Source organism: Phocaeicola faecicola (genome assembly GCF_013618865.1).
GTDB classification, from domain to species: domain Bacteria; phylum Bacteroidota; class Bacteroidia; order Bacteroidales; family Bacteroidaceae; genus Phocaeicola; species Phocaeicola faecicola.
The window spans coordinates 1-22425 of the sequence record NZ_JABSOE010000061.1; the positions used below are offsets into that span (position 1 = coordinate 1).

17 protein-coding genes are annotated in these 22425 nt (G+C 51.0%); 5 read left to right on the top strand and 12 right to left on the bottom strand.

Annotated features, from left to right (window positions below; translation table 11 throughout):
• The 10 genes from H3001_RS14825 to H3001_RS14870 form a co-directional block, all read right to left on the bottom strand.
• On the bottom strand, positions 1–591 hold a 591-nt coding region (locus H3001_RS14825; RefSeq protein WP_181215350.1), incomplete at its 3' end, for a serine O-acetyltransferase.
• Between the two features lie 90 nt (positions 592–681).
• The gene (gene gshAB, locus H3001_RS14830; protein ID WP_032585417.1) at positions 682–2976 is read right to left on the bottom strand and encodes a bifunctional glutamate--cysteine ligase GshA/glutathione synthetase GshB; all 2295 of its coding nucleotides are present in this window, start codon (positions 2974–2976) and stop codon (positions 682–684) included.
• Positions 2973–4316 (bottom strand): MATE family efflux transporter, encoded by a 1344-nt coding sequence (locus H3001_RS14835; protein WP_032585415.1) that lies wholly within the window; start codon positions 4314–4316, stop codon positions 2973–2975. Before H3001_RS14835 ends, gshAB begins: the two co-directional genes overlap by 4 nt.
• A 60-nt stretch (positions 4317–4376) precedes the next feature.
• Complete coding sequence (locus H3001_RS14840) at positions 4377–4679, bottom strand: ArsR/SmtB family transcription factor (RefSeq protein WP_143868559.1); 303 nt, start codon at positions 4677–4679, stop codon at positions 4377–4379.
• Between the two features lie 246 nt (positions 4680–4925).
• On the bottom strand, positions 4926–10754 hold the full coding sequence (locus H3001_RS14845) for an N-6 DNA methylase (RefSeq protein WP_181215351.1): 5829 nt from the start codon (positions 10752–10754) through the stop codon (positions 4926–4928).
• Positions 10744–11271, bottom strand: coding sequence for a DUF1896 domain-containing protein (locus H3001_RS14850; protein WP_374938031.1), 528 nt, complete (start codon positions 11269–11271; stop codon positions 10744–10746). The genes H3001_RS14845 and H3001_RS14850 overlap by 11 nt, the downstream gene beginning before the upstream one ends.
• Before the next feature lie 153 nt (positions 11272–11424).
• Positions 11425–13512 (bottom strand): type IA DNA topoisomerase, encoded by a 2088-nt coding sequence (locus H3001_RS14855; protein WP_117795650.1) that lies wholly within the window; start codon positions 13510–13512, stop codon positions 11425–11427.
• 83 nt (positions 13513–13595) lie between these two features.
• Complete coding sequence (locus H3001_RS14860; RefSeq protein ID WP_117795648.1) at positions 13596–15194, bottom strand: DUF3945 domain-containing protein; 1599 nt, start codon at positions 15192–15194, stop codon at positions 13596–13598.
• Positions 15195–15227: 33 nt separating this feature from the next.
• On the bottom strand, positions 15228–15584 hold the full coding sequence (locus H3001_RS14865; RefSeq protein ID WP_246368636.1) for a helix-turn-helix domain-containing protein: 357 nt from the start codon (positions 15582–15584) through the stop codon (positions 15228–15230).
• A 13-nt stretch (positions 15585–15597) separates the two neighbouring features.
• Positions 15598–15939, bottom strand: coding sequence for a helix-turn-helix domain-containing protein (locus H3001_RS14870; protein WP_181215352.1), 342 nt, complete (start codon positions 15937–15939; stop codon positions 15598–15600).
• Between the two features lie 213 nt (positions 15940–16152).
• Between H3001_RS14870 and H3001_RS14875 the strand changes: the two genes are divergently transcribed.
• Positions 16153–16437 (top strand): helix-turn-helix domain-containing protein, encoded by a 285-nt coding sequence (locus H3001_RS14875; RefSeq protein ID WP_117795644.1) that lies wholly within the window; start codon positions 16153–16155, stop codon positions 16435–16437.
• 41 nt (positions 16438–16478) lie between these two features.
• Positions 16479–16730 carry a helix-turn-helix domain-containing protein gene (locus H3001_RS14880; protein ID WP_244947308.1) on the top strand — a complete coding sequence of 84 codons (252 nt, stop codon included), beginning with the start codon at positions 16479–16481 and terminating at the stop codon, positions 16728–16730.
• A gap of 90 nt (positions 16731–16820) precedes the next feature.
• Here H3001_RS14880 and H3001_RS14885 read toward each other — a convergent pair whose 3' ends face one another.
• Together H3001_RS14885 and H3001_RS14890 are read right to left on the bottom strand one after the other, a co-directional pair.
• Complete coding sequence (locus H3001_RS14885) at positions 16821–17195, bottom strand: RhuM protein (RefSeq protein ID WP_147340856.1); 375 nt, start codon at positions 17193–17195, stop codon at positions 16821–16823.
• An 11-nt stretch (positions 17196–17206) separates the two neighbouring features.
• A complete protein-coding gene (locus H3001_RS14890) occupies positions 17207–18442 on the bottom strand; it encodes a site-specific integrase (protein ID WP_117795638.1) in 1236 nt (411 codons plus the stop codon).
• 480 nt (positions 18443–18922) lie between these two features.
• Here H3001_RS14890 and greA point away from each other — a divergent pair, with 480 nt between their 5' ends.
• From greA to H3001_RS14905, 3 genes are all read left to right on the top strand, one after another.
• Complete coding sequence (greA, locus tag H3001_RS14895; RefSeq protein ID WP_181215353.1) at positions 18923–19387, top strand: transcription elongation factor GreA; 465 nt, start codon at positions 18923–18925, stop codon at positions 19385–19387.
• Positions 19388–19447: 60 nt separating this feature from the next.
• On the top strand, positions 19448–19852 hold the full coding sequence (locus H3001_RS14900; RefSeq protein ID WP_181215354.1) for an HIT family protein: 405 nt from the start codon (positions 19448–19450) through the stop codon (positions 19850–19852).
• 143 nt (positions 19853–19995) lie between these two features.
• A complete protein-coding gene (locus tag H3001_RS14905) occupies positions 19996–22323 on the top strand; it encodes a TonB-dependent receptor (RefSeq protein ID WP_246368638.1) in 2328 nt (775 codons plus the stop codon).
• The last annotated feature ends 102 nt before the right edge of the window (positions 22324–22425 follow it).

Here is a 22425-nt window from a genome sequence, read left to right on the forward strand (position 1 = left end):
TTCTCCTATCTCAGCCCCCGGATGAATATCTATCCCTGTCTCAAAATGGGCAAGCTCACTGATAATTCTCGGTATGAGCGGTATCTCCATTTTATATAGTTCGTGGGCAATCCTGTGGTTTGAAATGACTCTGATGGCAGGATAGCAGGATATTATCTCCCCGATACAGGTCGCTGCCGGATCTCCGTCAAAGGCTGCATGAATGTCCGTTGCCAGCACCCTTCTCATTTCGGGAAGGCTCCGTATGAACCTCTCGGCATACTTTCTTGCCGTCTGGCAGCAGGGAGTTCCCTTTATCCTTTCCTTCATGTTCTCATTTCCGAAGAGCATACCCGCCTGTATCTGCTGCGTCAGGATATTGCTCAGCTTCTCCAGTGTCACCCCAAGATGAAATGTGAGTGTCTGGCTGTTTACCGTATGATTTCCATAATACCCCGGAAACAGGACTGCACGGCAAAGTTCTATTATCTCATGTATGGCTTTACCTGAAGGTATCGGGTCTCCTTCTTCATATTTGATGAAAAGTTCAGGGAATGATGAATAATCCGCCAACTTTTCAACAACTTCTCCGATGTATGTAATATGTTCCATGTGATTATATATATTTAAATCGTAAATATACGTTGGTTAAACCTATAATAAAAAGGATAGGTCATATCCTTTTTATTGTCTGCACTGTCTTTAAAATCCCAAAGCCTTGATCATCTTATGGTTCAGGTGTCTGTTCTTGCCCTTGAACGGATAACAGTGTATATGTATGGCAGGATTGAAGTTCATTTCAATGATCGCATAGTTATCCGGTGTGGCAGGAGCATGAATATCCTGTATCATCATATCCAGTCCGGTAATCTTCACGTTCAGAGCTTTTGCAGCTTCCACAGCAATAGCCTTGTACGAATCGTCTATATCGTCTGTAAAATCTATGCTGTCTCCTCCCGTACTGATATTGGAGTTCTCACGAAGATAGACCACTTCCCTCTCTTTGGGTACAGTGTTGAAATCCATTCCCTGCTGCTTCAGAAACATTTCTTCCTCACGCCCCTTTCTGATTTTCTCCAAAGGGGTGCGATATCCTTTACCTCTGAGCGGATCTTCATTCTTCCTGTCTATCAGTTGTCCGATATTCAGAACACCGTCACCCGTCACATTTGCCGGAACACGGTGAAGGATACCTACCACTTCATCATTGATGATGAATATCCTGAATTCCCTTCCCGGTATGAACTTCTCTATAAGCACCGTGTTGTCATGCTCAAAGGCTATCTGCAAGGCTGCCTTGAAGTCCGTTTCATCATAGTTGTGCTTCAGTATGGTTATACCCAATCCGAAATTGGTGGACTTAGGCTTGATTACCACAGGTTTCCCTGCATACAGGCGGTAGTCTGCCATACCTGCCTCCGGTGACGTGTATTCATAACCGCCCGGCACGCTTATTCCGGCACGTTCCAGCACCTTCTTCGTTACCACCTTATTTTCCATCATCAGTACAGACACGTATGAGTCCAGAGAGGTCTTGGTTGCCTGCATCACATATTCTTCCTTTTTACCGTCAAACAGACGTATGAAATTTTCCTTACGGTCAAGTATTTCAAAACCTATCCCTTTAAGTATTGCAGCCTTCAGCAGAAGCTGTGTGGACATTTCCATATCCTCCAGTCCATGAAATCTGTAACCTCCGCTTATGGTGGTTTCCCTATACTGTCTTGCCTTTTCCAGATGGAACGGTACAAACCCCACCCTGTTTATGTTCTCATACAGTACCATGCCTATACGCTTCTCAGGATTCTGTACAAGGTACAGATTATGCTGCATCTCCTGACGGTAGATTTCATCGTCAAGCACCCCATATTCTGAGAGAATTCTCTCCATATCTTCTAAAATAGAAGTAGCTTTCTGCTGTACAGTGGTCGAGCAGCATTTCAACTCCTTCTTTTCGTCTCTTCCATAGCATGAAGCCATATCCTGATTACGTGTTGCCCTTTGCAGTTCTTCCTCCGTAAGACTTCCGTTCTCCTCCTTCAGCAGAGAATAGACAAGCAGAAGGTGAGAAAAATAAATGGCACTTGCACATACCCCCGATTTTGTAAACGGGTCAAGATCCACAATTCGTACCTCAATATAAGAAGGAGAACCATTATCCTTTTCCAGAAACTTGATACGGACCGGAAGATAAAGCTCGTGAGGTCCGTCAATACGGTTTTCCCTTATCAGTTTGTCAATAGACATATTATAGGCTTCAAGTGAGGAATAATCGATGAAGAACTCCTCACGGTTACGATACCCTAATGGACTTGTCCTCAGACTGAGGCTTACCCCACACTTCATGGGCTGCTTTTCTCCCGTTTTAAGCGAAATCACATTCAGGGTTTCTTCTGCAAGCGGAGATTCACCGTACAGCCAGATAAAAAGCCAGCGGTATTTGAGAAAGTTCCTTACCACACGAAAATATACCGTTTCCCTGACCTCCTCCATAGAGCTGCCGCAAACACCGCTTTTTAGCAGAACGTCCATCAGTTTTTCCGAAAAAGAGAAATTGAAGTGTATTCCCGAAATAAGCTGCCTTTCCTTTCCGTAGGTTCCGGCAAGTTTCTGACGGTAATACTCCTTGTCCTTGAACTCTCCCGAATAATGTGCAATGGGTATCTCCTGATTCTCCTTCAATACAGGAGGAAGGCTCTGAGGCCAGAGAAGCTCATCGCCGATATTCTCCGTAACCACATCGTGCAGCGTTTCCATAAATCCCAAAGCCTCTCCTACACTTGGCAGCGGCGGAGTTATCATTTCCACCTGACTCTCTGAAAAGTCGGTGGTTATATAAGGGTGCTTCCCCTTGTCGCCAAATACTGCCGGGTGTGGAGTCAGGGCAAGCGTACCGTCCTGATTGACCCTGACATTTTCCTTTTCAAGTCCGAAACACCCCTCTCTAAGCAGATGGCTGTTCTGTTTAAGTATAAAGCAAAAATCCTGTGTATTCATATACTGCTATATTGTATGTTTGATTCTTCAAGTTCCTTTTCCCTTTTTCTATATAATAGATAAAGTACAATGCCCTTTATCACGCTAGTAAGCGATATGCTCCACCAGACACCATCTATTCCCATTCCCATACTTTTGCCAAGCAGAAGGGCAAGAGGTATCCTCATTGTGGTGAACACGATGCTCACGGTTGCAGGATATTTGGTAAGCCCCTGTCCGGTATAAGCTCCCGAAGTGAGTATTTCAAGTGTGGCAAACAGCTGTGAGAAGCCGACTATACGCAGATAGGCACTGCCTATTTCTATGGTGGCAGCCTCCTTCACGAAAAATGACAGTATGGTTTCCGGGAAAGCTAAAAATATGAATGTGGCAGGTATGGAAATACAATATCCAAGCCTGATGCTTGTACGATAGCATTTCCTAATCATATCCGTATTCCTTTCCCCGTAATATTGCCCTATCAGTATGGAGGTTGCCTGCATAAGACCGTTCATAAGAAGAAACGAAAGCGACTCTATCTGAAGACCCAGCTTCTGTGCGGCTATTGCATCTGTTCCCCATATACTTACTATACGCCCGATGGCTATACCGATAAGCGAGAACAAAATACGCTGCATGGCAGGTGCTGTGCCTATTCCAAGTATTTTCCTGAGAAACTTGCGGGGTACCGCTTTTATACTCAAGGTAAGTTCAAGCCTATGTCTGAGAAGATATATCGCATACATCATGGCACCCCACTGTGAAAATGCCGTAGCCCATGCCGCACCTTCCACTCCCAGTCCGAAATAAAATATAAACAGAGGGTCAAGAATGATATTGACGATATTCCCATAAAGTACCGCCCTGAACGAGAACTGTGTCTTTCCGTGTGCGTCTATAATGGCGGTAAACAAAAGGTTCATAAACATGATAAGAACAGTGATACTGCTTATCCTCAGATAGTTCTGAGCCATCGTGTTTACTTCCGGTCTTTCGATATTGAAAAGGGATATAAGAGGCTCTGCCAGCATAAAGACGAACAGGGCATAGAATATCCCCAACACGAATGTACTGCGTATTCCGCATGATATGAAGTGTTGTATTCTGTCCTTCTTTTCAGCCCCTATACTGTGTGAAACCGATACCATGGTACCAATGGTTATCACGCTTATCAAAGACCAACCCAACTTGATATAAAATCCGGCTGTTCCAACAGCAGCCACTTCTCCGCTTCCCAGTTTCCCGACCCAGAACATATCCGTAATATCGTATGAGATCTGAAGACAGGATGATAATATGATAGGGATTGCTATTCTCAGCAGTGATTTTCTTTTTTCTCTTTTTGCCGTTATCTGTTCCATAGTTTATTTTATATCGTAAAAATACGATGTTATATACCAATAAAAAAACTCTTATTCAAATCATAAGAGTTCTGAAAACAACTTCTTTGCCAAAAGCAGGCTTTCACGGTTAATACGATAGCAAACCTTTGGTGGAGCTATCTCGCCGTCTATCAGACCTACATCTTTCAGTACCTTCAAATGCTGTGATATGGTAGACTGCGCGATTGGCAATTCCGTTGTCAAGTCTCCACAATAACAACAGGCATTATGGTTAGCCAACAACCTTACGATTGCTATTCGTGCCGGGTGGCTCAGAGCCTTTGCAAAACGGGCTGCCATCACGTCCCGGTCTTCAAAATGCTGTGCTTTACTATATGCCATAATCACTTCTCATTTTTAATTCATCGCAAAATTACGATAAACGATTGAATCAACCAAATAATCGTGCGTTTTTTTCATCGAATTTTTCTTTTTTTTAACCTATCACAATATCTAAAGTCTCGTATCTCAATGCAAAAAGAGGCTGTCTAATAAGTCCCCGAAAATGAAAATCACCCCTGTCAGAGCTTATTCTGACGGGGTGAAATCGTAAAATTCAGATTTGTTAGACAACCTCTTTAATCTGGATTATATTTTTATTCCTTTCGAGCGGTTTTCCTCTCTTGTATATAATCCCTGACGTCCAATGACGATATGGTTGGCAATGGAGTTGCCAGACGAAGGTCGATCATTCGCTGGGCTGTGTATCTGCGGAGCATTTTCAGTATGTTGTGATGATTCGTACCGTACACTACTTGCATCCGGCTTGACCTCCTGCCTTTCATTCTCCTTTTCGGCAACTTCCGGTGTAGGCGGTGCAAGCTCCAACTGAATCTTACGGTCAAGCGCGGCAAGTTCGGATTTCAACTGTTTCAGTTCGTCTTCCTTCTTCCACACCTTGCCCGCTATCTCCTGCAACTGCGGAATCTCCTTTTCCAGCACCTCGTTCTTTGCCTTGTACTGGTCGATGATGGACGGAATCCTCTCCAATGCGTTCAGGAAGTTACGTGCGGCGGCTATCGGGTCTGCCATCGCCAGATGCCCGTTGTTGTAGGTGTACTTATAGTTTCCCTCCACCACAAAGCGGTTGTCGGTAAACTCCAGTCCTTCTTTGAGAATCCGCTCACTGACCACCTTTATCGGAAAACCGTAAAGTTCCCCGACAGCCTTGTACAGTCCGCCCGTCGTGGCGTTCTTGGCGATTTCCTGCAAACGCTTTCCGAGAACCTTCTCGTCGGTTGAATCCACGCCGTCCACCTTGACGGTATTCAGGCGATTGCCCTCATTATCCGTCCGCACAACCGAAAGAAACCTGTTCCAGTCCTCCGTCATGGCATCAATGAAAGCCGTGTTGTTACGCAGTTCTCCCGTCTTGGATTCCAGTTTGAACTCCGAATCCCGCTTGCCCTTGTTGAACGACTTGCGTTCCCCTTCGAGTGAGGCGATACGCTTCTCCAACTTCGCTTTGTCAAGCAGGTCGGTATTGCCGGAAAGCAATGCCATATACTCCGAGAAGTTCATGCCCGATTTCTCGTCCATAGCCCCCTCGTCGATGGTACGTGCGCCCATAGCCCCGCTTTTGAGCTGCGAGATGAACGTCTGCTTGCAGTGCAGCAGGTTGAACTTGTAGCTGTCCAGTGACTTCTCCACGGCGTAAATGATGACATCCACGTTGTTTCCGGCAAAATGTTTGGCAATCTCATTGCCGGCTCTAACTCCACGTCCGTCACGCTGTTGCAGATCAGACGGTCGCCACGGTGTATCCAAATGATGGATGGCGACACACCGTTTCTGCGCGTTCACGCCCGTTCCGAGCATAGAGGTGGAACCGAACAATACACGCACCGTCCCGGCGTTCATGGCGTCTATCACTGCTTTGCGAGCCTTGTCCGTCTTGCACTCCTGAATGAAGCGCACCTCGCTTGCCGGTATGCCGTAATCCTCCGTCAGTTTTCGCTTTATCTCGCTGTACACGTTCCACCCGTCGCCCGGCTGGTATGTACCCAAATCCGAGAAAACGAACTGCGTGCCTTTCTGCGCGTCGTATTTATGGTAATACTCAGCTATCATCTTGGCGCAGTGGCTCGCCTTGTTGTCGGGGTGGTCTTCGTAATTGGGATCTATCATGCGCATATCCAAAGCCATCTTCCGCGCGTAGTCGGTAGCGATGAGCATCTTTGCCTTCTCCTCCGTTTCAGACAGCGGCAACCTGCCCAACAACGTGGCGTCGCCAGTCTTCGCAAATTCCATCAGCTGTTTGATGAAATATTCTTGGTCAGGTGTCGGCGGTATGTGGTGCAGTATCTCGTTCTTGTGCGGACGATCCACACCCACGTCCTCCGCCGTGCGGTAGTCGGTGATCTCATTGTAGAAGGCGGCAAGCTCCGGCACTTTGATGAAGTAGCGGAAACGTTCCTTCTGCACCACGTTGTTTGTCACGTTGAACTCGAAGTCGGTTGTCTTCTTGGCGAAAATAGCCGCCCATGCGTCGAAGCAGCGGATGTCCTGCCGTTCCAGTTCCTTGGGACGCAGATACTTGAAGAGCAGGTACAATTCCGTCAGGCTGTTGGATATGGTCGTACCGGAGAGGAATGTCGCCCCCAAGTCCTTGCCAGTGCGCTCCTGTATGGTGCGTATTGCAAAGAGCATATTCAGGGCTTTCTGGCTCCCTTCCGAGTTTCCCAACCCCGCCACACGGTCATGCCGGGTGTTGAAAGTCAAGTTCTTAAATTGGTGCGATTCGTCAATGAAGATATGGTCGATACCCATCTGCTTGAAGTCCACCACGTCATCCGTGCGCGACTTGATGGCGTGTTCCACCTTCTCCAGCTTCGCTTCAAGGTTGTGTTTGCGTTTCTCCAGCCCTTTCAGCATCGCCCGCGACACGTTCTTGCCCTGCTGCCGCAGGACTTCGAGATTTTCCTCCACCGTGTCAAGTTCCGCTTGCAGTATGCGCTGCTGCAACTCCGGCGACTGAGGTATTTTCCCGAACTGGTCGTGCGACATAATGACGCAATCATAGTCATTGTTCTTGATGTTGTTGAAGAAACGCACACGGTTGGCGGTCGAGAAGTCCTTTTCCGAAGCGTAGAGGATGCGGGCATTCGGATAGGCAGCCTGATAAGTGGCAGCAATCTCCGCCACATTGGCTTTCAGCCCGATAATCATCGGCTTGTGTGCCAAGTTCAGACGTTTCATTTCATGCGCTGCAATGCACATTATCAGCGTTTTACCGGTTCCAACCTCGTGGTCGCAGATCCCGCCGCCGTTCTGTTTTATCATCCAGACGCAATCCTTTTGCGATGGATAAACGCTTTGAATACCACGGCTTGCCAGCCCCTTCAGGTTGAGGTCGGGGAAGGTCTGGTGCGAGCCGTCATACTTCGGGCGCACGAAACAATTGAACTTGCGATTGTACATCGTTGTAAGCCGTTCCTTGAATTGCGGCGACTGCTCTTCGAGCCATTCGGAGAACCCGTTGCGAATCTCGTCAATCTTGGCGTTGGCAAGCTGGATACCTTCGCTGTCACGCACCTTGATATCGTTACCATGTTCGTCATTGCCTATGGACTTCATCATGTCCGGACAGGTGTTGTGCAAGGCGTGTTTCAACAGGTGCATACCGTCATAGTTCCGGTAATAGCCCTTCACCAGAAACTCATCCGTGATCTTCATGGTGCGGTAGCCGCACGCCACAGAAAATTCGTCCATGCTGGCGGAATAGGCGATTTTCACGTCCGTACCGAAAAGATGGCTCATGTAGGCGGCATACACTCCCGTGGGAATCCAGCGTTCACCGAAGTTGAAGTCAAGATCTTCAAAGGCGATACGCTGCGGTTCGGCTTCTTTCAAAGCCTCCAAAGCCTGTTTCACATCCGACAATCTTTCGCTTTCCGTATTATTTTCCATCCATGCCTCTATGCGTTCCGCTTTCTCTATCACGTTCCCCGCAATGAAGCGGTCTTTAATCTCGTAACCGGTTACGAGCGGATTGTAGAAGACACGTCCTTTGAGGGCATTGAGCAGCTCCTCTTCAGTACTGTCGGTGATCTCCCGCATATAGTCGAGATTGACCGTACCGAACTTGTTGAGCGAAGCGGACAAGGCTTCTTCGGGAGAACCGACATTGGCGTGATTCTCCACCGAGAAGGAAACGGGACGCTCGAAGATGTCCGCCTTGACAAACTTGCCGTCCTCCGCACGTTCCAGCGAAAGGATGTCGCGCCCGCCGGCATCCATCATCACTAACTTCACGTTTTGTTTGGCGTTGAGGTTGCCATAACGCATGACAAACTCGTCGTAGCAGGTGTTCAACGCCTCACGTTGCGCCACCCCTTCATCGTGATACTCCGCTTCGTAGTTGTATAAACGCTCGTATGTGTCACGGAGCGACACATACAGCATAGCTTTCTCCTTCTGGTAACCGGTCAGGTCAAGCGGCTGGAATGTCGCGCCGTAAGGCGTGATGTCTTTCAGGTAGCCGAGATTGCGTGAAGCGTCCAACACCATCGAGCCGTCACGGTGGTGCGGCTCCAGCATACCATTAAACGGACGGGGAGAAAGGTCGAGAGGTTCCTCCTTCGGCTTTTCCGTTTCAAATTCCGGGAAAAGGGAAGTCGCCGGTTTCACACTTGCATTATTGTCCGTAACGTGATCGGGGGTGACTTCCTGCTGTGCTTCGGGCTGTTTCCTCGCTTCTTTTTCCGGTATGGCAGGAGCGGCTTTTACATCCGTGCCGTCCACCCGTTGTTTCTCCTGATGTTCCGCAGCCAGCCTTCGAAGCTCCTTTCGCCGTTCCGGTGTCAAACCCATCATCATCTCGTAAAAGCCATTGATGGGAGGATTGGTTTCCCAGTCCAGTGTGGCATAAATATCGTCAGGGTCGCTTTGTTTAACGGTATTCTCCGACTTTGTTTCCTTGTTCCCGTTTACAGTTTTGTCGGTTTCAACAGGAGGTACAGCCGTAACCTGCGGCTTGGGATTAGGTATAGCTCGTTTTGTCGTGTTTCCTTTCTTCGCCGTCTTTTTCTTTTTGACAGGTTCTTCTATGGGCATTCCCCAAAGGTCAAGCAGGGTGAGCTGCACGGCTGCCGAGTGATTTTGTTGGCGTGGCTCTATTTCCGGTTTTTCCTTTATCGGTTGTGTCTGCGGTTTATCCACGTGGATTTCTTCTGCCCGTGCCGAAGATACCGTTTCCAGCTTTGCAGTTTGGGGTTCCACCTTTGCTTCAACGGCAAGCCGTTCCCATACCTGCCCAATTGCGCCCGAATACAGGCGCATGGCAAGCCTGAAATGACAGTCCTCGTCAAGCATACGGCGCAAATCCCCGGCGATGCCTGCGGTTTTGCCCTCGTGCAGATAGACCATAGCGGGCTTGCCGTAAGGGTCGGTATCAAGTTTCGCGGTCGTATGCACGATACGTTCGGGATGGTGGATGAAATAGGCGTTGTCCGTCAGGTTTGTCTTCGTATCCGTCTGTATCACGGTCAGCAGCCGTTCATCCTGTGACAGTTCTGTCTTGTGCAAGTTCTTTTGCAGGATTATCAGGTCGCTGCCTACCTCTGTCCCCGCGTTGTCCGAAAACAGGTTGTTGGGCAGGCGGATTGCCGATACCAGATTCGCCTGACTGAAAAGTTCGTTGCGCACGGAGGTCTTGGAACTGTTCAGCATTCCCTGCGACGTGATGAAAGCCACGATGCCGCCGTCGCGCACCGTGTCCAGTCCTTTTAGGAAAAAATAGTTGTGGATGGCTTTCTGTGCCGAGCGTCTGCCGAAAGATTCGCTCCTTTGAAATTCAGCGTCAAACACGGCTATGTCACCAAACGGGATGTTGGACACCGCCAAGTCGAAATAGTTGTTGAACGGTTTTTCGATTTTCTCGAAACCGTCTATGCGCATCTTTTTGTCGGGGTGAAGCTGTCGCAGGATAGTACCCGTGAGGAGGTCTTTTTCAAATGCCATCACATCCGCATCAGGATTGTGCCGCAGCACGGCGTCCACGAAAACGCCGACACCGGCCGACGGCTCCAGCACACGCGACGGGCGGACACTGTAATCCGCCAACACATCGGCTATGGTGTCTGTTATCTCTTTCGGTGTGTAGAAGGCTGTCAGCACGGACGCTTTCAGCGAATCCACAAACCGTTTGTACTCCAAGTCGTTCCGGCTGTTATCCCGTATCAGCCTGTGCAATTCCACGGTAGGGGCAAACAGTTCGAGGTCGGATTTCGCCCAGTGGACGGCATCCATCAGTTCCTTGGCGGGATTCAGGATACACTTCAAGCCTCCGAAGCCGCAGTAGCTGCGCAGTGTGCCGCGCTCGGCCTCGGTGGGGGTGCGCTCTTCCCGGTCAAGGAGGAAGGCCGTCCGTATCGCCTCGATGTTGTCCCTCAGTCGCTGCTTGCGGTTAAACGCCATACTCGGCCAGATAGAGTACGACAGCTCCCGTCAGCTCGCTGTACAGCAGGTCATAGTCCAACGACTGGGCGAAATGGTCGTCGGACAGGTCGTAGATGGAAAACACGTTGTCCACCAAGGGCAGCAGCTTCGCGGTAAAGGCTTCCTGCTGCGTTTCTGGGATTTCGTAGGCAAACTCGTTCGTGATGACCTCACGCAGGATGGCGTATTTGGAGTGGTGCAGCCCTTTCAGCAGGGTCTGCATCGCCAGTTCCTGCGCTCCCGCTATGGGATAGCCCTCACGGCGTGCCTGCTCGTAGGCGGTTGCGGCCAGGTCGGCACGGGTCTCGATGAAGGAGGCATCACCGGCCTGCTCAAAATGGTTCTCTTGAAGGTGCTTTTGCAGATAGAGGTGGTAGTACGACAGCTCTTTCCGCTTCTTTTCATTCTTGTTCATGTCTATTCTTGGATTTAGTGGATAATAAAATGCGGATGAAAGAAAAAAGCACTCCGGGTATCCCTCCCGAAGTGCCACCACTAAATCCAAGTAAATCAGTCCGGTCTTAGAAGAACAAGAACGTTTTCGCTAAGCTAGATGAGCAATGATAAGCTCGCATAATCATTGCCATGGCGAGAAAACGAAGGTTCAAAACCAACGATTCGACTTTGATTCAGTGGCGAAGGTACTCATTTATTTCCTCTTCGGGGAATGTTTTCCCTTGTTTTTCACTTCGGGGAAGATAAATACCGTGTTATAGTCGGCATCAAAGGCGATAATGGCATCGAAACTCTTGCCTTGCTTGCTCTTGAAGCCTTTCAGCAGGGCGGTCTTCCCGGTAGTGAGCAGTTCCTTGATCTCCTCGTCCATCAGGTTGCGGCTGGCTTTCTGGCGGAACACGGGCAAACCGCATTCGGGATTGTCGCAACGCACCACCTTGCCGTAGAACTGCATCTGCCCCTTGCCGCACTTGGGGCAGTTGCAGCCGGATGGCTTATGCCCGAAAATCTTGTCGCAAGAGAGCAGTTCGGCGGTGATTTCCGTGGTATATCGCTCTATCTCCTCATGGAAGGCGGAGGCTTCCTTCTCCCCATGCTCGATGCGTGTCAGCTCACGTTCCCACTCTCCCGTGAGGGCGGCATCGGCAATGCGCATCCCTTTCACCACGGAGTAGAGAGCCAGCCCCTTCTCAGTAGGCACGAGCGATTTCTTGCAACGCTGCACGTAGCCGCGGGCAAAGAGGGTCTCGATGATGGCGGCACGGGTGGCGGGAGTGCCAATACCGCATTCCTTCATGGCCTGACGCACCTCCTCGTCCTCCACGTCTTTGCCTGCCGTCTCCATTGCCGAGAGCAGGGTGGCTTCGGTATGCAGGGGCTTCGGCTTGGTTTTGCCCTCTGTGAGGCTGATGCCGCATACGGCAAGGGTGTCGCCGCTCTTCCAAGGCGGAAGCACCTGCTCCTCGCTCTCTTCGCCCAGCACGGCACGCCATCCTGCCTGACGGATGACACAGCCTTTGACGGCAAACTCCGCCTCGCCGCTGAGGGCGGTGACGGTGGTGAGTTCCTTGACGCACTTGTCGGAGAAGGCTTCCACCATGCGCCCGGCTATCATCTGATAGATGGTGTTGTCCTCCTTAGAGAGGAAGAGCGGTTTCTCGCCTGTGACGAGCAGGGCGTGGTGGTCGGTCACCTTGCTGCCATCCACGCTGCGGCGGGTCAGCCTGTCCCTATGGGGCACCTTGCCAATCCATTCGGGATAGCCGCCGAGGAAGGTGAGCAGCTTGGGAATTTCAGCAAAGACATCTTCGGGGATGTAGCGGCTGCCGGTGCGCGGATAAGTGATGAGCTTCTTCTCGTAGAGCTTCTGCGCTATCTCCAGTGTCTTCTCCGCCGTGAAGCCGTGCTTGGCGTTGGCTTCCTTCTGCAGGGTGGTGAGGTCGTAGAGCAGCGGCGTTTCCTCCACCTTCTCCTTGCACTCCACCTTGGTGACAAACAGGGAGGGCTGCGCTTTTACCTTATTATATATATGCTCCGCAGGGGATTTCTCCTTCCATTTCTCCAAAGAAGAGAACTTCACCGTCTGTTCCCCTGTGCCTTCCACAGACAGATGCACCTGCCAAAAGGCTTCGGGTGTGAAGCGCTTGTGCTCCCAGTAGCGGGCGCACACCATGGCCAGCGTGGGTGTCTGCACACGTCCGAGGGAGTAGGTGCCCCTGCCTGCGGCGATGGTCATGGCCTGCGTGGCGTTGATGCCCACCAGCCAGTCGGCCTCACTGCGTGCCTTGGCGGCATGGTAGAGGCGGTCGTAGCGGTTGCCCTCTTCGAGGTGGCGCAGCCCCTCGCGGATGGCCTTGTCGGTGAGGGAGCTGATCCACAGGCGCACGAAGGGCGTGCGGCAGTTCAGGTAGCTGTAGAGGTAGCGGAAGATGAGCTCGCCCTCGCGTCCGGCATCGGTGGCCACCACAATCTGTTCGCTCTCGCTGAAGAGCCTGCCCACGATGCGTATCTGCGTGACGACACTGGGGTCGGGCTTGTAGCCCTTCTCCGTCTTGGTGTGACGGGGTTGCAGGGTGAAGGTGTCGGGCAGGATGGGCAGGTGCTCACGGGCGAAGCCGTGGATGCCGTAGCCTTCGGGCATGGTGAGTTGAACCAGGTGCCCGTAGGCCCAGGTGACGGCATATCCGTTGCCAGAAAAATAACCTTCTTCTCTCTTGGTCGCACCCACGATGCGGGCTATCTCACGTGCCACGGAGGGCTTCTCTGCGATAATCGTCTTCATACTGATTTACTTTTTTCTGTTTTTACCTATTGTTTCTATTCTCATGTTTGGGATAATTGTGGATTCAGTGGTGGCACTCAGGCTCATACCTTCATGCCTTTGCTCTTGCGTTTCTCCTGCTTCTGCTGGATGTCGTCCTTCGGGGCAGTCTGTCCCTTCTGCAGCGGCTCGTTGACATTCTTGGTCGCTTCGTTGGTCTTGCCCTGACTGTTGACGGCCACCTGCGTGCGGCTCTCGTTTGCCGGAGCTACCTTCTGGGCGTTATCGGGATTGGTGTCGTAGCGGTAGGGACGGCCTTTGTCGGGATTGAAGCGGAGGTACATGGTGGAGGGTACGCCCTTGTCGTCGGGCACGTTCTCCAGCTTGACGGTCTTGCCCGCCACGTAGTCGGCTTTCTGCTCCTCGGTGAAGGGCACACCCTTCCACTTGGTGATAGGGCGGATGCTGCCATCCTCGTTGGTCCATGTATTGCGACGTTGCTTGCCGGGTTCCTGTTGCGGTGCTGACTGTTCCACCTTTTGGGATTCCTTGTTGCTCTGCTCCTCCACGGTACGGGGCGACTTACCCGTGCCGGGCACGAACTCCACGCCTCGCTGCTCCACGTTCACCTGCAGGGTGGTGACGAACTTGCGGCCGTCGTTGCGCTCGATGAGCTTGTCCTTGACGGGCAGTCCGGCACGGAGCATCTCACGCTCCCTAGGGGTGATCTCCGTCTTGCCGATACGTTCAGGAATGCGGATGCGGGCGGCGGGCATGTCGGTAATCTCGTTGGTCTTGCGGTCGATGCTGATGAAAGAAGGGGTTATCTCGCCCGTGGCCTTGTCCACCAAGTCCACGATTCTTCCGAGGTTGCCTGTCTCCTTCAGGGCTTTCTTCTCTTCCGGGGTGAACTTGTGACCCTTGTACTCATCGAGCTTCTGCTCCTTGCGGATGAAGTGGGGAACGAGACGCACGTTGCCGTCGTCGTCCTTGCGGAAGGAGAGGCGGGCATCGAGGCTGAACGACTCTCCTCCGAAGTTGGGCGTGACACGCACGAGGTCGGACTTGCCGTAGTTAAGCATCTTCTGCAGGTCACCGGACTGCTCCAGCTCCTCACGCTTCACGCCCCAGTTCTTTTCCAAAGCCTGCCAGTCGATGCGGCTTTCGTCGATGGGCTGGTAGCCTTGCTTTTGCTTGTTCTCTTGTTTGTTCTCTGGTTTGTTCTCTGGTGCGTTCTGCTGCACGTTTTCCTGTTGTTTCTGTTCCATGTTTTCTTGTTTTTGGGGTTCTACATTGTTTGTCTGATTCTGTTTTTTCTTCTGCTCTTCCTGTGCCTTCTGTTCCTGCGCCACCTGTTTTTCGTAGGCAGAGGTATCCACTTTGTGGGGTGCGAGCAGGTCGGCATTGGCCACGGGGTCTTTCAGCAGTTCCTTCATCACGCCGAGCAGGTTCTCCGCCTGGTCTGCCGCAATACGGTAGAAACCGAATCGGCTAGGTTCCTTGCACTGCCGAAAGAAGTTGCGGAAGAAATTGTCGAGCACGTCGCCGTTCTTGTCAAACTGCAGAAAATCCTGTGCGTTCTCCATCTTTGGCGGTGTGCGTCTGGGGGTGCCGTCCGCCTGTAATCCGGCCACCACGCTGATTTCGCCCGTCTTTTCATCACGGACTATCAGCACGTCTTTTTCGTTTTTTTTCTTTGCCATCTTGATTGACTTTTAATTGTGATACATTGATTGTTATCGGATGCGGGCCTTGTAGTCCGCCATCTTCTCTTTCTGGAAACAGTCAATATGCTCCGAGAGGAACTTCTCCACGTCCGACTCCTTGTAGTAGGTCTTCTGCCGGAGCATGAGGTAGGGCAGGATGCCCAGTGTACGGTAACGTTGCAGCGACCGTTTGCTGACTTGTAGCATCAGACAGAGGTCCTGGTTGTCGTAGAGGCGTTCGCCGTTGTACAGTCGGCACTCCGTGCCTTCCTCCTGATTCGGCGACTTCCGCTGGCTGCGAAAGAGCAGGTCGTCGAGCATCTTCTCGTGTCTGTCGAGCCGTTCCATGAGGAGGTGGAACAGCCGTTCTATCTTGTAGGTATCCATCTTCTTTTCCGTTTTATGTTTTCTTGCCTGTCCTTACCATATACTGCCTGTGCAGTTCGCCGATGCACTCTGCGTTGCCGCTCATGGAGCATTCCTTCATCATGTGCTCCACGTCCGTGAGGCGGTAGCGGCAGGTGCGCCCCATCAGCGAGAAGGGGATGCGCCCCTCGTCACGGTAGCGTTGCAGGGTGCGCAGGCTGATGCCGAGCAGGGCGGTCACCTCCTTGCTGGTCAGCCACCGTTCCTGTGATTGCACGGGCTGTCTGTCCTCATACTTGCGGATGTGCTCCGCTATCTTCTCGATGTGTCCGACCAATTCCTGAAAGGCGGCACTTTCTATCATTATTACGTTCATAATCAATACTGTTTTTCTTGTTTCTGCTGCAAAATTACAGGGTATGGAAAGTGCAAACTTATGACTCATAGATGACTCATAGATGATTTTCTTGCAACTGGCACAAGATGGCTCATCTTTCGGTTCCAGATGCAGCCACCTGCGCTGGAAATGAGTGGTTTTAGGAGGTCGCAGCGTAACTTTGCACCGACAATCACAGCAACACTCAGAATCATGGAAGTAGTAATCATTGAAAGAAAGGCGTTCGAGGCACTGATGACGGATGTCTCGTCGCTGACGGAAAAAGTGAACCGCCTGTGCGGTCGTGAGAAGGACAGGCGCATGGCGAAGTGGATGGACAACGAGGAGGTTTGCCGGCTGCTGCGCCTCACTCCGAGAACCTTGCAAACGATGCGAGACAAGGGATTGATTGCCTGCTCGCAGATTGGCAAGAAGTTTTATTACCGCAGGGAGGATGTGGCAAACCTTGTTGCGGACAGCAGGGAGACCAGCCTATGAAGCAGGAGATTCTCACGCTGGAGCAGGGACAGGTGGCGGACATGCTCCTCTCGCTTAAAAACAGCCATCGCAGGATAAACCGCTTCCTGCAGGAATATACGCCTCCGCTGAACGGTGACCGTTACCTGACGGACAAGGAGGTGGCGGAAGTTTTGAAGGTGAGCCGCCGCACCTTGCAGAACCTGCGCAACAACCGTGTGCTGCCGTTCATCCTGCTTGGCGGCAAGGCTCTCTACAGGGAGTATGACATACAACGGCTGTTGGAGACGAACTACCGCAAGGCGGATGTATAAGCATGTATTGGAACAAAAAAGACGGACGGGCAACCCTGATGAGTGGGATTGTCCGTCCGTCTTTTTCGTTTGTTGTTTCTGTCTGTCCTTTCAGTTATTCCCGAAAGTCCACAGGGGAATGATGATGGCTTGGTGCACCTCTTTATCCTTTTCTCTTGTCGCTGTCTCTTTCAGCCACTTGCGGAAGGCGTGGGCATAGAAAGTGTTTATACGATAGGCCAAGGCGACGATGATGTCCCAGTGGTAGATGTCCACGGAACAGCCGTCCGCCTTGCGGATATACTTGCACGCCTCATAGTCCACCAACACACCCGTCTTGCGGATGGCCTTTATCTCCCTGCCTACGGTGGCGGCAGGGAGGTTGAACAGGTCGGCTATCTCGGCGAGGGTCATCCATACTTCTTCCTGCGGGTTGCCCTCCATGCGCACGTGGCCGTGCTCGTCTATTCTGATAGTTCTTCTCATGGCGTTCCGTGTTAGATGGTCTGACAAATGAACTGCTCCATGGACTCTATCTGCTTGGACAGGCGTTCCATGTCGTTGCTTACCTTCTCGGCGGTAATCTTCGCATAAATCTGCGTGCTGCGGATGCTGGTATGGCCCATCATCTTCGACAGGGTCTCAATCGGCACACCGTTGGAGAGGCAGATGGTGGTGGCATACGAGTGGCGGCTCTGGTGCCATGTGACGTTCTTGTTGATGCCGCAAAGTTTGGCTATCGCCTTGATGCCGTTCTTGCAGTTCCCATAACATGGGACGGGCAACAGCCGTCCGTCTTCTGCCATGCCGCTGTACTTCTCGATGATGTGCTTGGGCACGTCGAGCAGGCGGATGTTCGACTCCACGCCAGTCTTCTGGCGGTTGGTCTTTATCCACAGGTGGCCGTCGAAGGAGGTCTGCAGGTTCTCTTCCGTCAGGTTGTACATGTCCCGCCAGCTCAGTCCCGTGAAGCAGCAGAAGATGAAGAGGTCCCGGATAAGTTCATAGCTTTTCTTCTTGAACGTGCCGTTGATGAGTGCCGTAATCTCCTCCTTGGACAGGAAGCCACGCTTGGTCTCTTCCTTCGTGATGTGGTAGGCATAGAAGGGGTCACGCGCCAGCCAACCGTTGTTGATGGCGGTGAAGATGATGCTGCGGAAAGGCATCATGTACGACCACACGGTGTTGGTGCAGTGGTTCTTCTCCGTGCGGAGGAACAGCTCGAAGTCGGTGATGAAGGCGGGTGTCAGCTCACGCAGGGCGATGTCGCTCATCTTGTAGCGCTGCTTGATGAACTCCGACAGGTGGTTATATACCACGCAGTATTTCCAGTAGCTGCGCTCGCTCTTCATCTTGCCTACCTGCTTTGCATAGTCCTCGTTGTGCTGCTTGAACACGGCCAGCAGGGTCTTGTGGTTCTGACCCAGCCCCAGATAGGCGTTGCGCACCTTCTCCGCCGTGACATACCCGTCGGTGTCGCACACTTCCTGATACGCCTTGTTGATGCCAAGCCGTATCTTGTCCAGCATACGGTTGCCCTCCTGTGCCACGAGGCTGCGGCCTGTCAGCTTGCCCAGTTCCACGTTCCACATCTTTTCCTCCACGTCCAGCTTGCTGCTGAACTGTGATACCTTTCCGTTCACCGTGATGCGGCACATCACGGGAATCATTCCGTTCTTTTTCGGCGCGTTGCGCTTGAGGTAGAACAACACCCTGAAAGTGCTTCTGCTCATACTCTACGTTTTTTAATTGCAAAATTAGTTTCTGTAGAGCTGAAAGGCTGTAAGCAAACCGCAGCACATCGGCGCAATCGCATCCGCTTCATGTCTTTTTCGTCCTTTTCCCGCAGGCATAATCAGCCATTACCCTAATTTTACCTTCTGAAACACTGTATTCCGATAGTTTACAGCCATTTCCTCACGGGCTTTTCAGACCTCATCGCCAGCAAAAAGAGTAACGAGATAGTAACGCAACTCTTGCTTCAACTGACTTTCTTGTGGCATCCGTTGTCTTCACAGAGAATCTAACTAAATCAATTAATCCGCTCATTCTCATAGATTTTTCATCATTCTGCCCTCATTCTCAGTTTTTTGTTGTATCTTTGCAGAAAATGGATATATGGAAGGGTTCCGGCATATCATTATGTGCCGGGATTCTTTTTTGTTTTATAAAGAAGTAATTATTAATAACGAAAACATAGGAGGATTAACATTATGGCGTATATGTCAGAAGAAGGCTATCAGCAGCTGGTAGCCGAGTTGAGACACTTGGAGGCGGTTGAACGTCCGAAAATTGTGGCAGCTATTGCAGAGGCCCGTGACAAGGGTGACTTGTCGGAGAATGCAGAATACGATGCAGCGAAGGAAGCACAGGGATTGCTGGAGATGAAAATCAACCAGCTGAAAGCTACCATCAGCGATGCGAAGATCATCGATACTTCGAAGCTGAAGGCAGACACTGTACAGATTTTGACACGTGTGGAATTGAAGAATGTGAAGACAGGTATGAAGATGGCTTATACTATCGTATCGGAAACAGAGGCTAATCTGAAGCAGGGTAAGATTTCTGTAAATACTCCGATTGCTCAGGGCTTGCTGGGCAAGAAGGTAGGTGATATTGCCGAAATTACAATCCCTCAGGGTAAAATCAGTCTGGAAATCACAGGTATATCATTTTAATATAGAGGCAGGTCTGCTTTGTGCGGGCTTGCCTTTGTTTTATTTAATACAGTTATTGCTATGGCAACAATATTCAGTAAAATCGTAGCGGGAGAGATTCCCAGCTACAAGGTAGCGGAAAATGAGAAGTTTTATGCGTTTTTGGATATCAACCCGTTGACAAAGGGACATACGCTGGTGATTCCGAAGCGTGAGGTAGACTATATCTTCGATCTGGATGATGCGGAACTGGCTGAGATGCATGTGTTTGCCAAACACGTGGCGCTGGCTATCCAGAAGGCATTCCCTTGCCGCAAGGTGGGCGAGGCGGTAATCGGACTGGAGGTTCCTCATGCACACATTCATCTGATTCCGATGCAGAATGAGTCGGATATGCTCTTTTCTAATCCGAAGTTGAAACTGGATGCCGAGGAGTTTGCTGCAATAGCCGAGGCTATCCGTACTGCTTGGGAAAATAAAGACTGATAAGATTTCCTCCTTTAAATATATTATTATTGTCGGATACGGATTCCATGGACGGCTTGCAGGAAAGGCTTGCCCCGTGAAATCTGTATCCGTTTTTTTTATTGTTTACTATGATTAAACGCTTGTTTTTACTGAACTGGGTGATGTGCTTCTGTATGGTGGCATACGGCCAGCAGTTCCGGATTGAAGGAACGGTGGTGGACAAGGTGACCCGTGAGCCGCTGGAGTTCGTGAATGTGCTGGTGGTGGGGCTGGGAACCGGTGCATCGACCGATGGGGAGGGACATTTCATTATTGATCATGTGCCGCCGGGCATCTACCGGCTGCAGGCTTCCATGCTGGGATATAAGACAGCCTTGTCGCCGGAGTATCGGGTGAATCACCGTACGCCTCATGTCGACTTTGAACTGGAAGAGGAGAATGCGCAACTGGCGGGGGTGACCGTAACGGCTTCGCCTTTTCTGAGGGTGGCAGAAAGTCCTGTCAGTCTGCGGGTAATCGGGGTGCAGGAAATAGAGAAGGCTCCCGGCGCCAACAGGGACATTTCGAAGGTGGTACAGAACTATCCGGGAGTAGCTTTTTCGCCGATCGGTTACCGTAACGACCTGATTGTGCGGGGCGGCGGACCGTCTGAAAACCGTTTTTACCTGGATGGGGTGGAAATCCCGAACATCAACCATTTCAGTACGCAGGGGGCTTCGGGCGGACCGGTGGGATTGATTGATGCCGATCTGATACGGAGTGTGAAGTTCTACAGTGGGGCCTTTCCGGCCGACAGGGGAAATGCGCTGAGTTCGGTATTGGACTTCAGTCTGAAGGACGGTGACATGGAGCATAACTCGCTGAAGGCTACGGTGGGAGCTTCGGAGGTTTCTCTGACGTCCAACGGACATTTGGGCAAGAAGACTTCTTACCTGGTTTCGGTCCGTCAGTCGTATCTGCAGATGTTGTTCAAGGTATTGGGACTTCCTTTTCTTCCGGCCTATACGGATGCTTCCTTTAAGGTGAAAGCCCGTTTTGATGCTCATAATGAACTGACTTTCCTGGGACTGGGAGGAATTGACCGTATGAAACTGAATCTTGATATTGATGGGGAGGATGCGGAATACCTCTTGAGCTATTTGCCGACTATCAACCAGGAGACATTTACGCTGGGTGGGGTATACCGGCATTATTCGGGGCCTCACGTGCAGACGGTGACATTGAGTCACAGTTATCTGAACAACCGGAATATCAAGTATAAGGACAATGACGAGAGCACTGAGGATAATCTGACCATGAACCTGCGCTCGGTGGAACAGGAAACCAAGCTCCGGATGGAGAATACTTCTACGCTGGGGGTATGGAAACTGAATGCGGGGGCGGAACTGAATTATTCGCAGTATACCAATACGACTTACCAGAAATTGTTTACGGACCGGCTGAGGGTGTTCGACTATCATACTGGGCTGGATATGTTGCGGTGGGGTATTTTTGCTTCTGCCGATTATACTTCCGTCGACGAGCGGTTTACGGCTTCGCTGGGTGTACGTACCGACGGCAATAACTACAGCGACCGGATGAAGGAACTCTGGCGGCAGCTCTCTCCCCGTCTGTCTTTGTCGTACCGTCTGGCCGAAGGACTGTTCCTGAGCGGACACATGGGACTGTATTATCAGTTGCCTCCCTATACGGCACTGGGCTTCAAGGGAGAGAGCGGAGAGTATGTCAACCGTCATCTGCGGTATACTTCCGTATCGCAGGAAAGTGTGGGACTGACGTGGAATCCGAATGAGAATATGGAACTTTCGGCAGAGGGTTTTTATAAATATTATGACCAGATGCCGTTGTCGCTGGCCGACGGTATTCCGTTGTCGTGCAAGGGAAACGATTATGGGGTAATCGGTAATGAGGCACTGAATTCCAATGCCGAAGGCCGGTCGTACGGTGTGGAAGTGATGTTCAAGTGGCTGCTGGTGCAGCGTCTGAACCTGTCTTCTTCTCTGACGGTATTCAAGAGCGAGTTCCGCAACGGCAATGAAGGAGATTATGTCCCTTCGGCCTGGGACAACCGTTTCATCTTCAATGTGAGCGGAACGTATAACTTCCCCAAACAGTGGAGTGTCGGTATGAAACTGAGCTGCATAGGCGGTTCTCCTTATACTCCTTATGATGAAGACAAGTCTTCACTGATTGAAGCGTGGAATGCTTCCGGCAGGGGATATTACGATTATAGCCGGTACAATACGGAGCGCCTTCCGGCATTCGGACAACTGGATGTGCGGGTGGACAAGACCTTTTACTGGAAAAAATGCATGTTCGGCATTTATCTCGATATTCAGAACATTACGGCGAGCAAGCTTCGTCAGCCCGATGTGCTGATGAGTACGGGACAGGTGGATCCTTCCGACCCGCAGCGTTACGTGATGAAGTCCATCAAGCAGGAAAGCGGTACGTTGCTGCCTACGCTTGGAATTACCTTTGAATATTGATTTCATGCAATAGAAATAAAGCGGTCCTGCTGTGAGGTTGGTAACACAACCTGCAGCAGGACCGCTTCGCTTAAAATTCCTTCGAATAAGATTCAATACTCA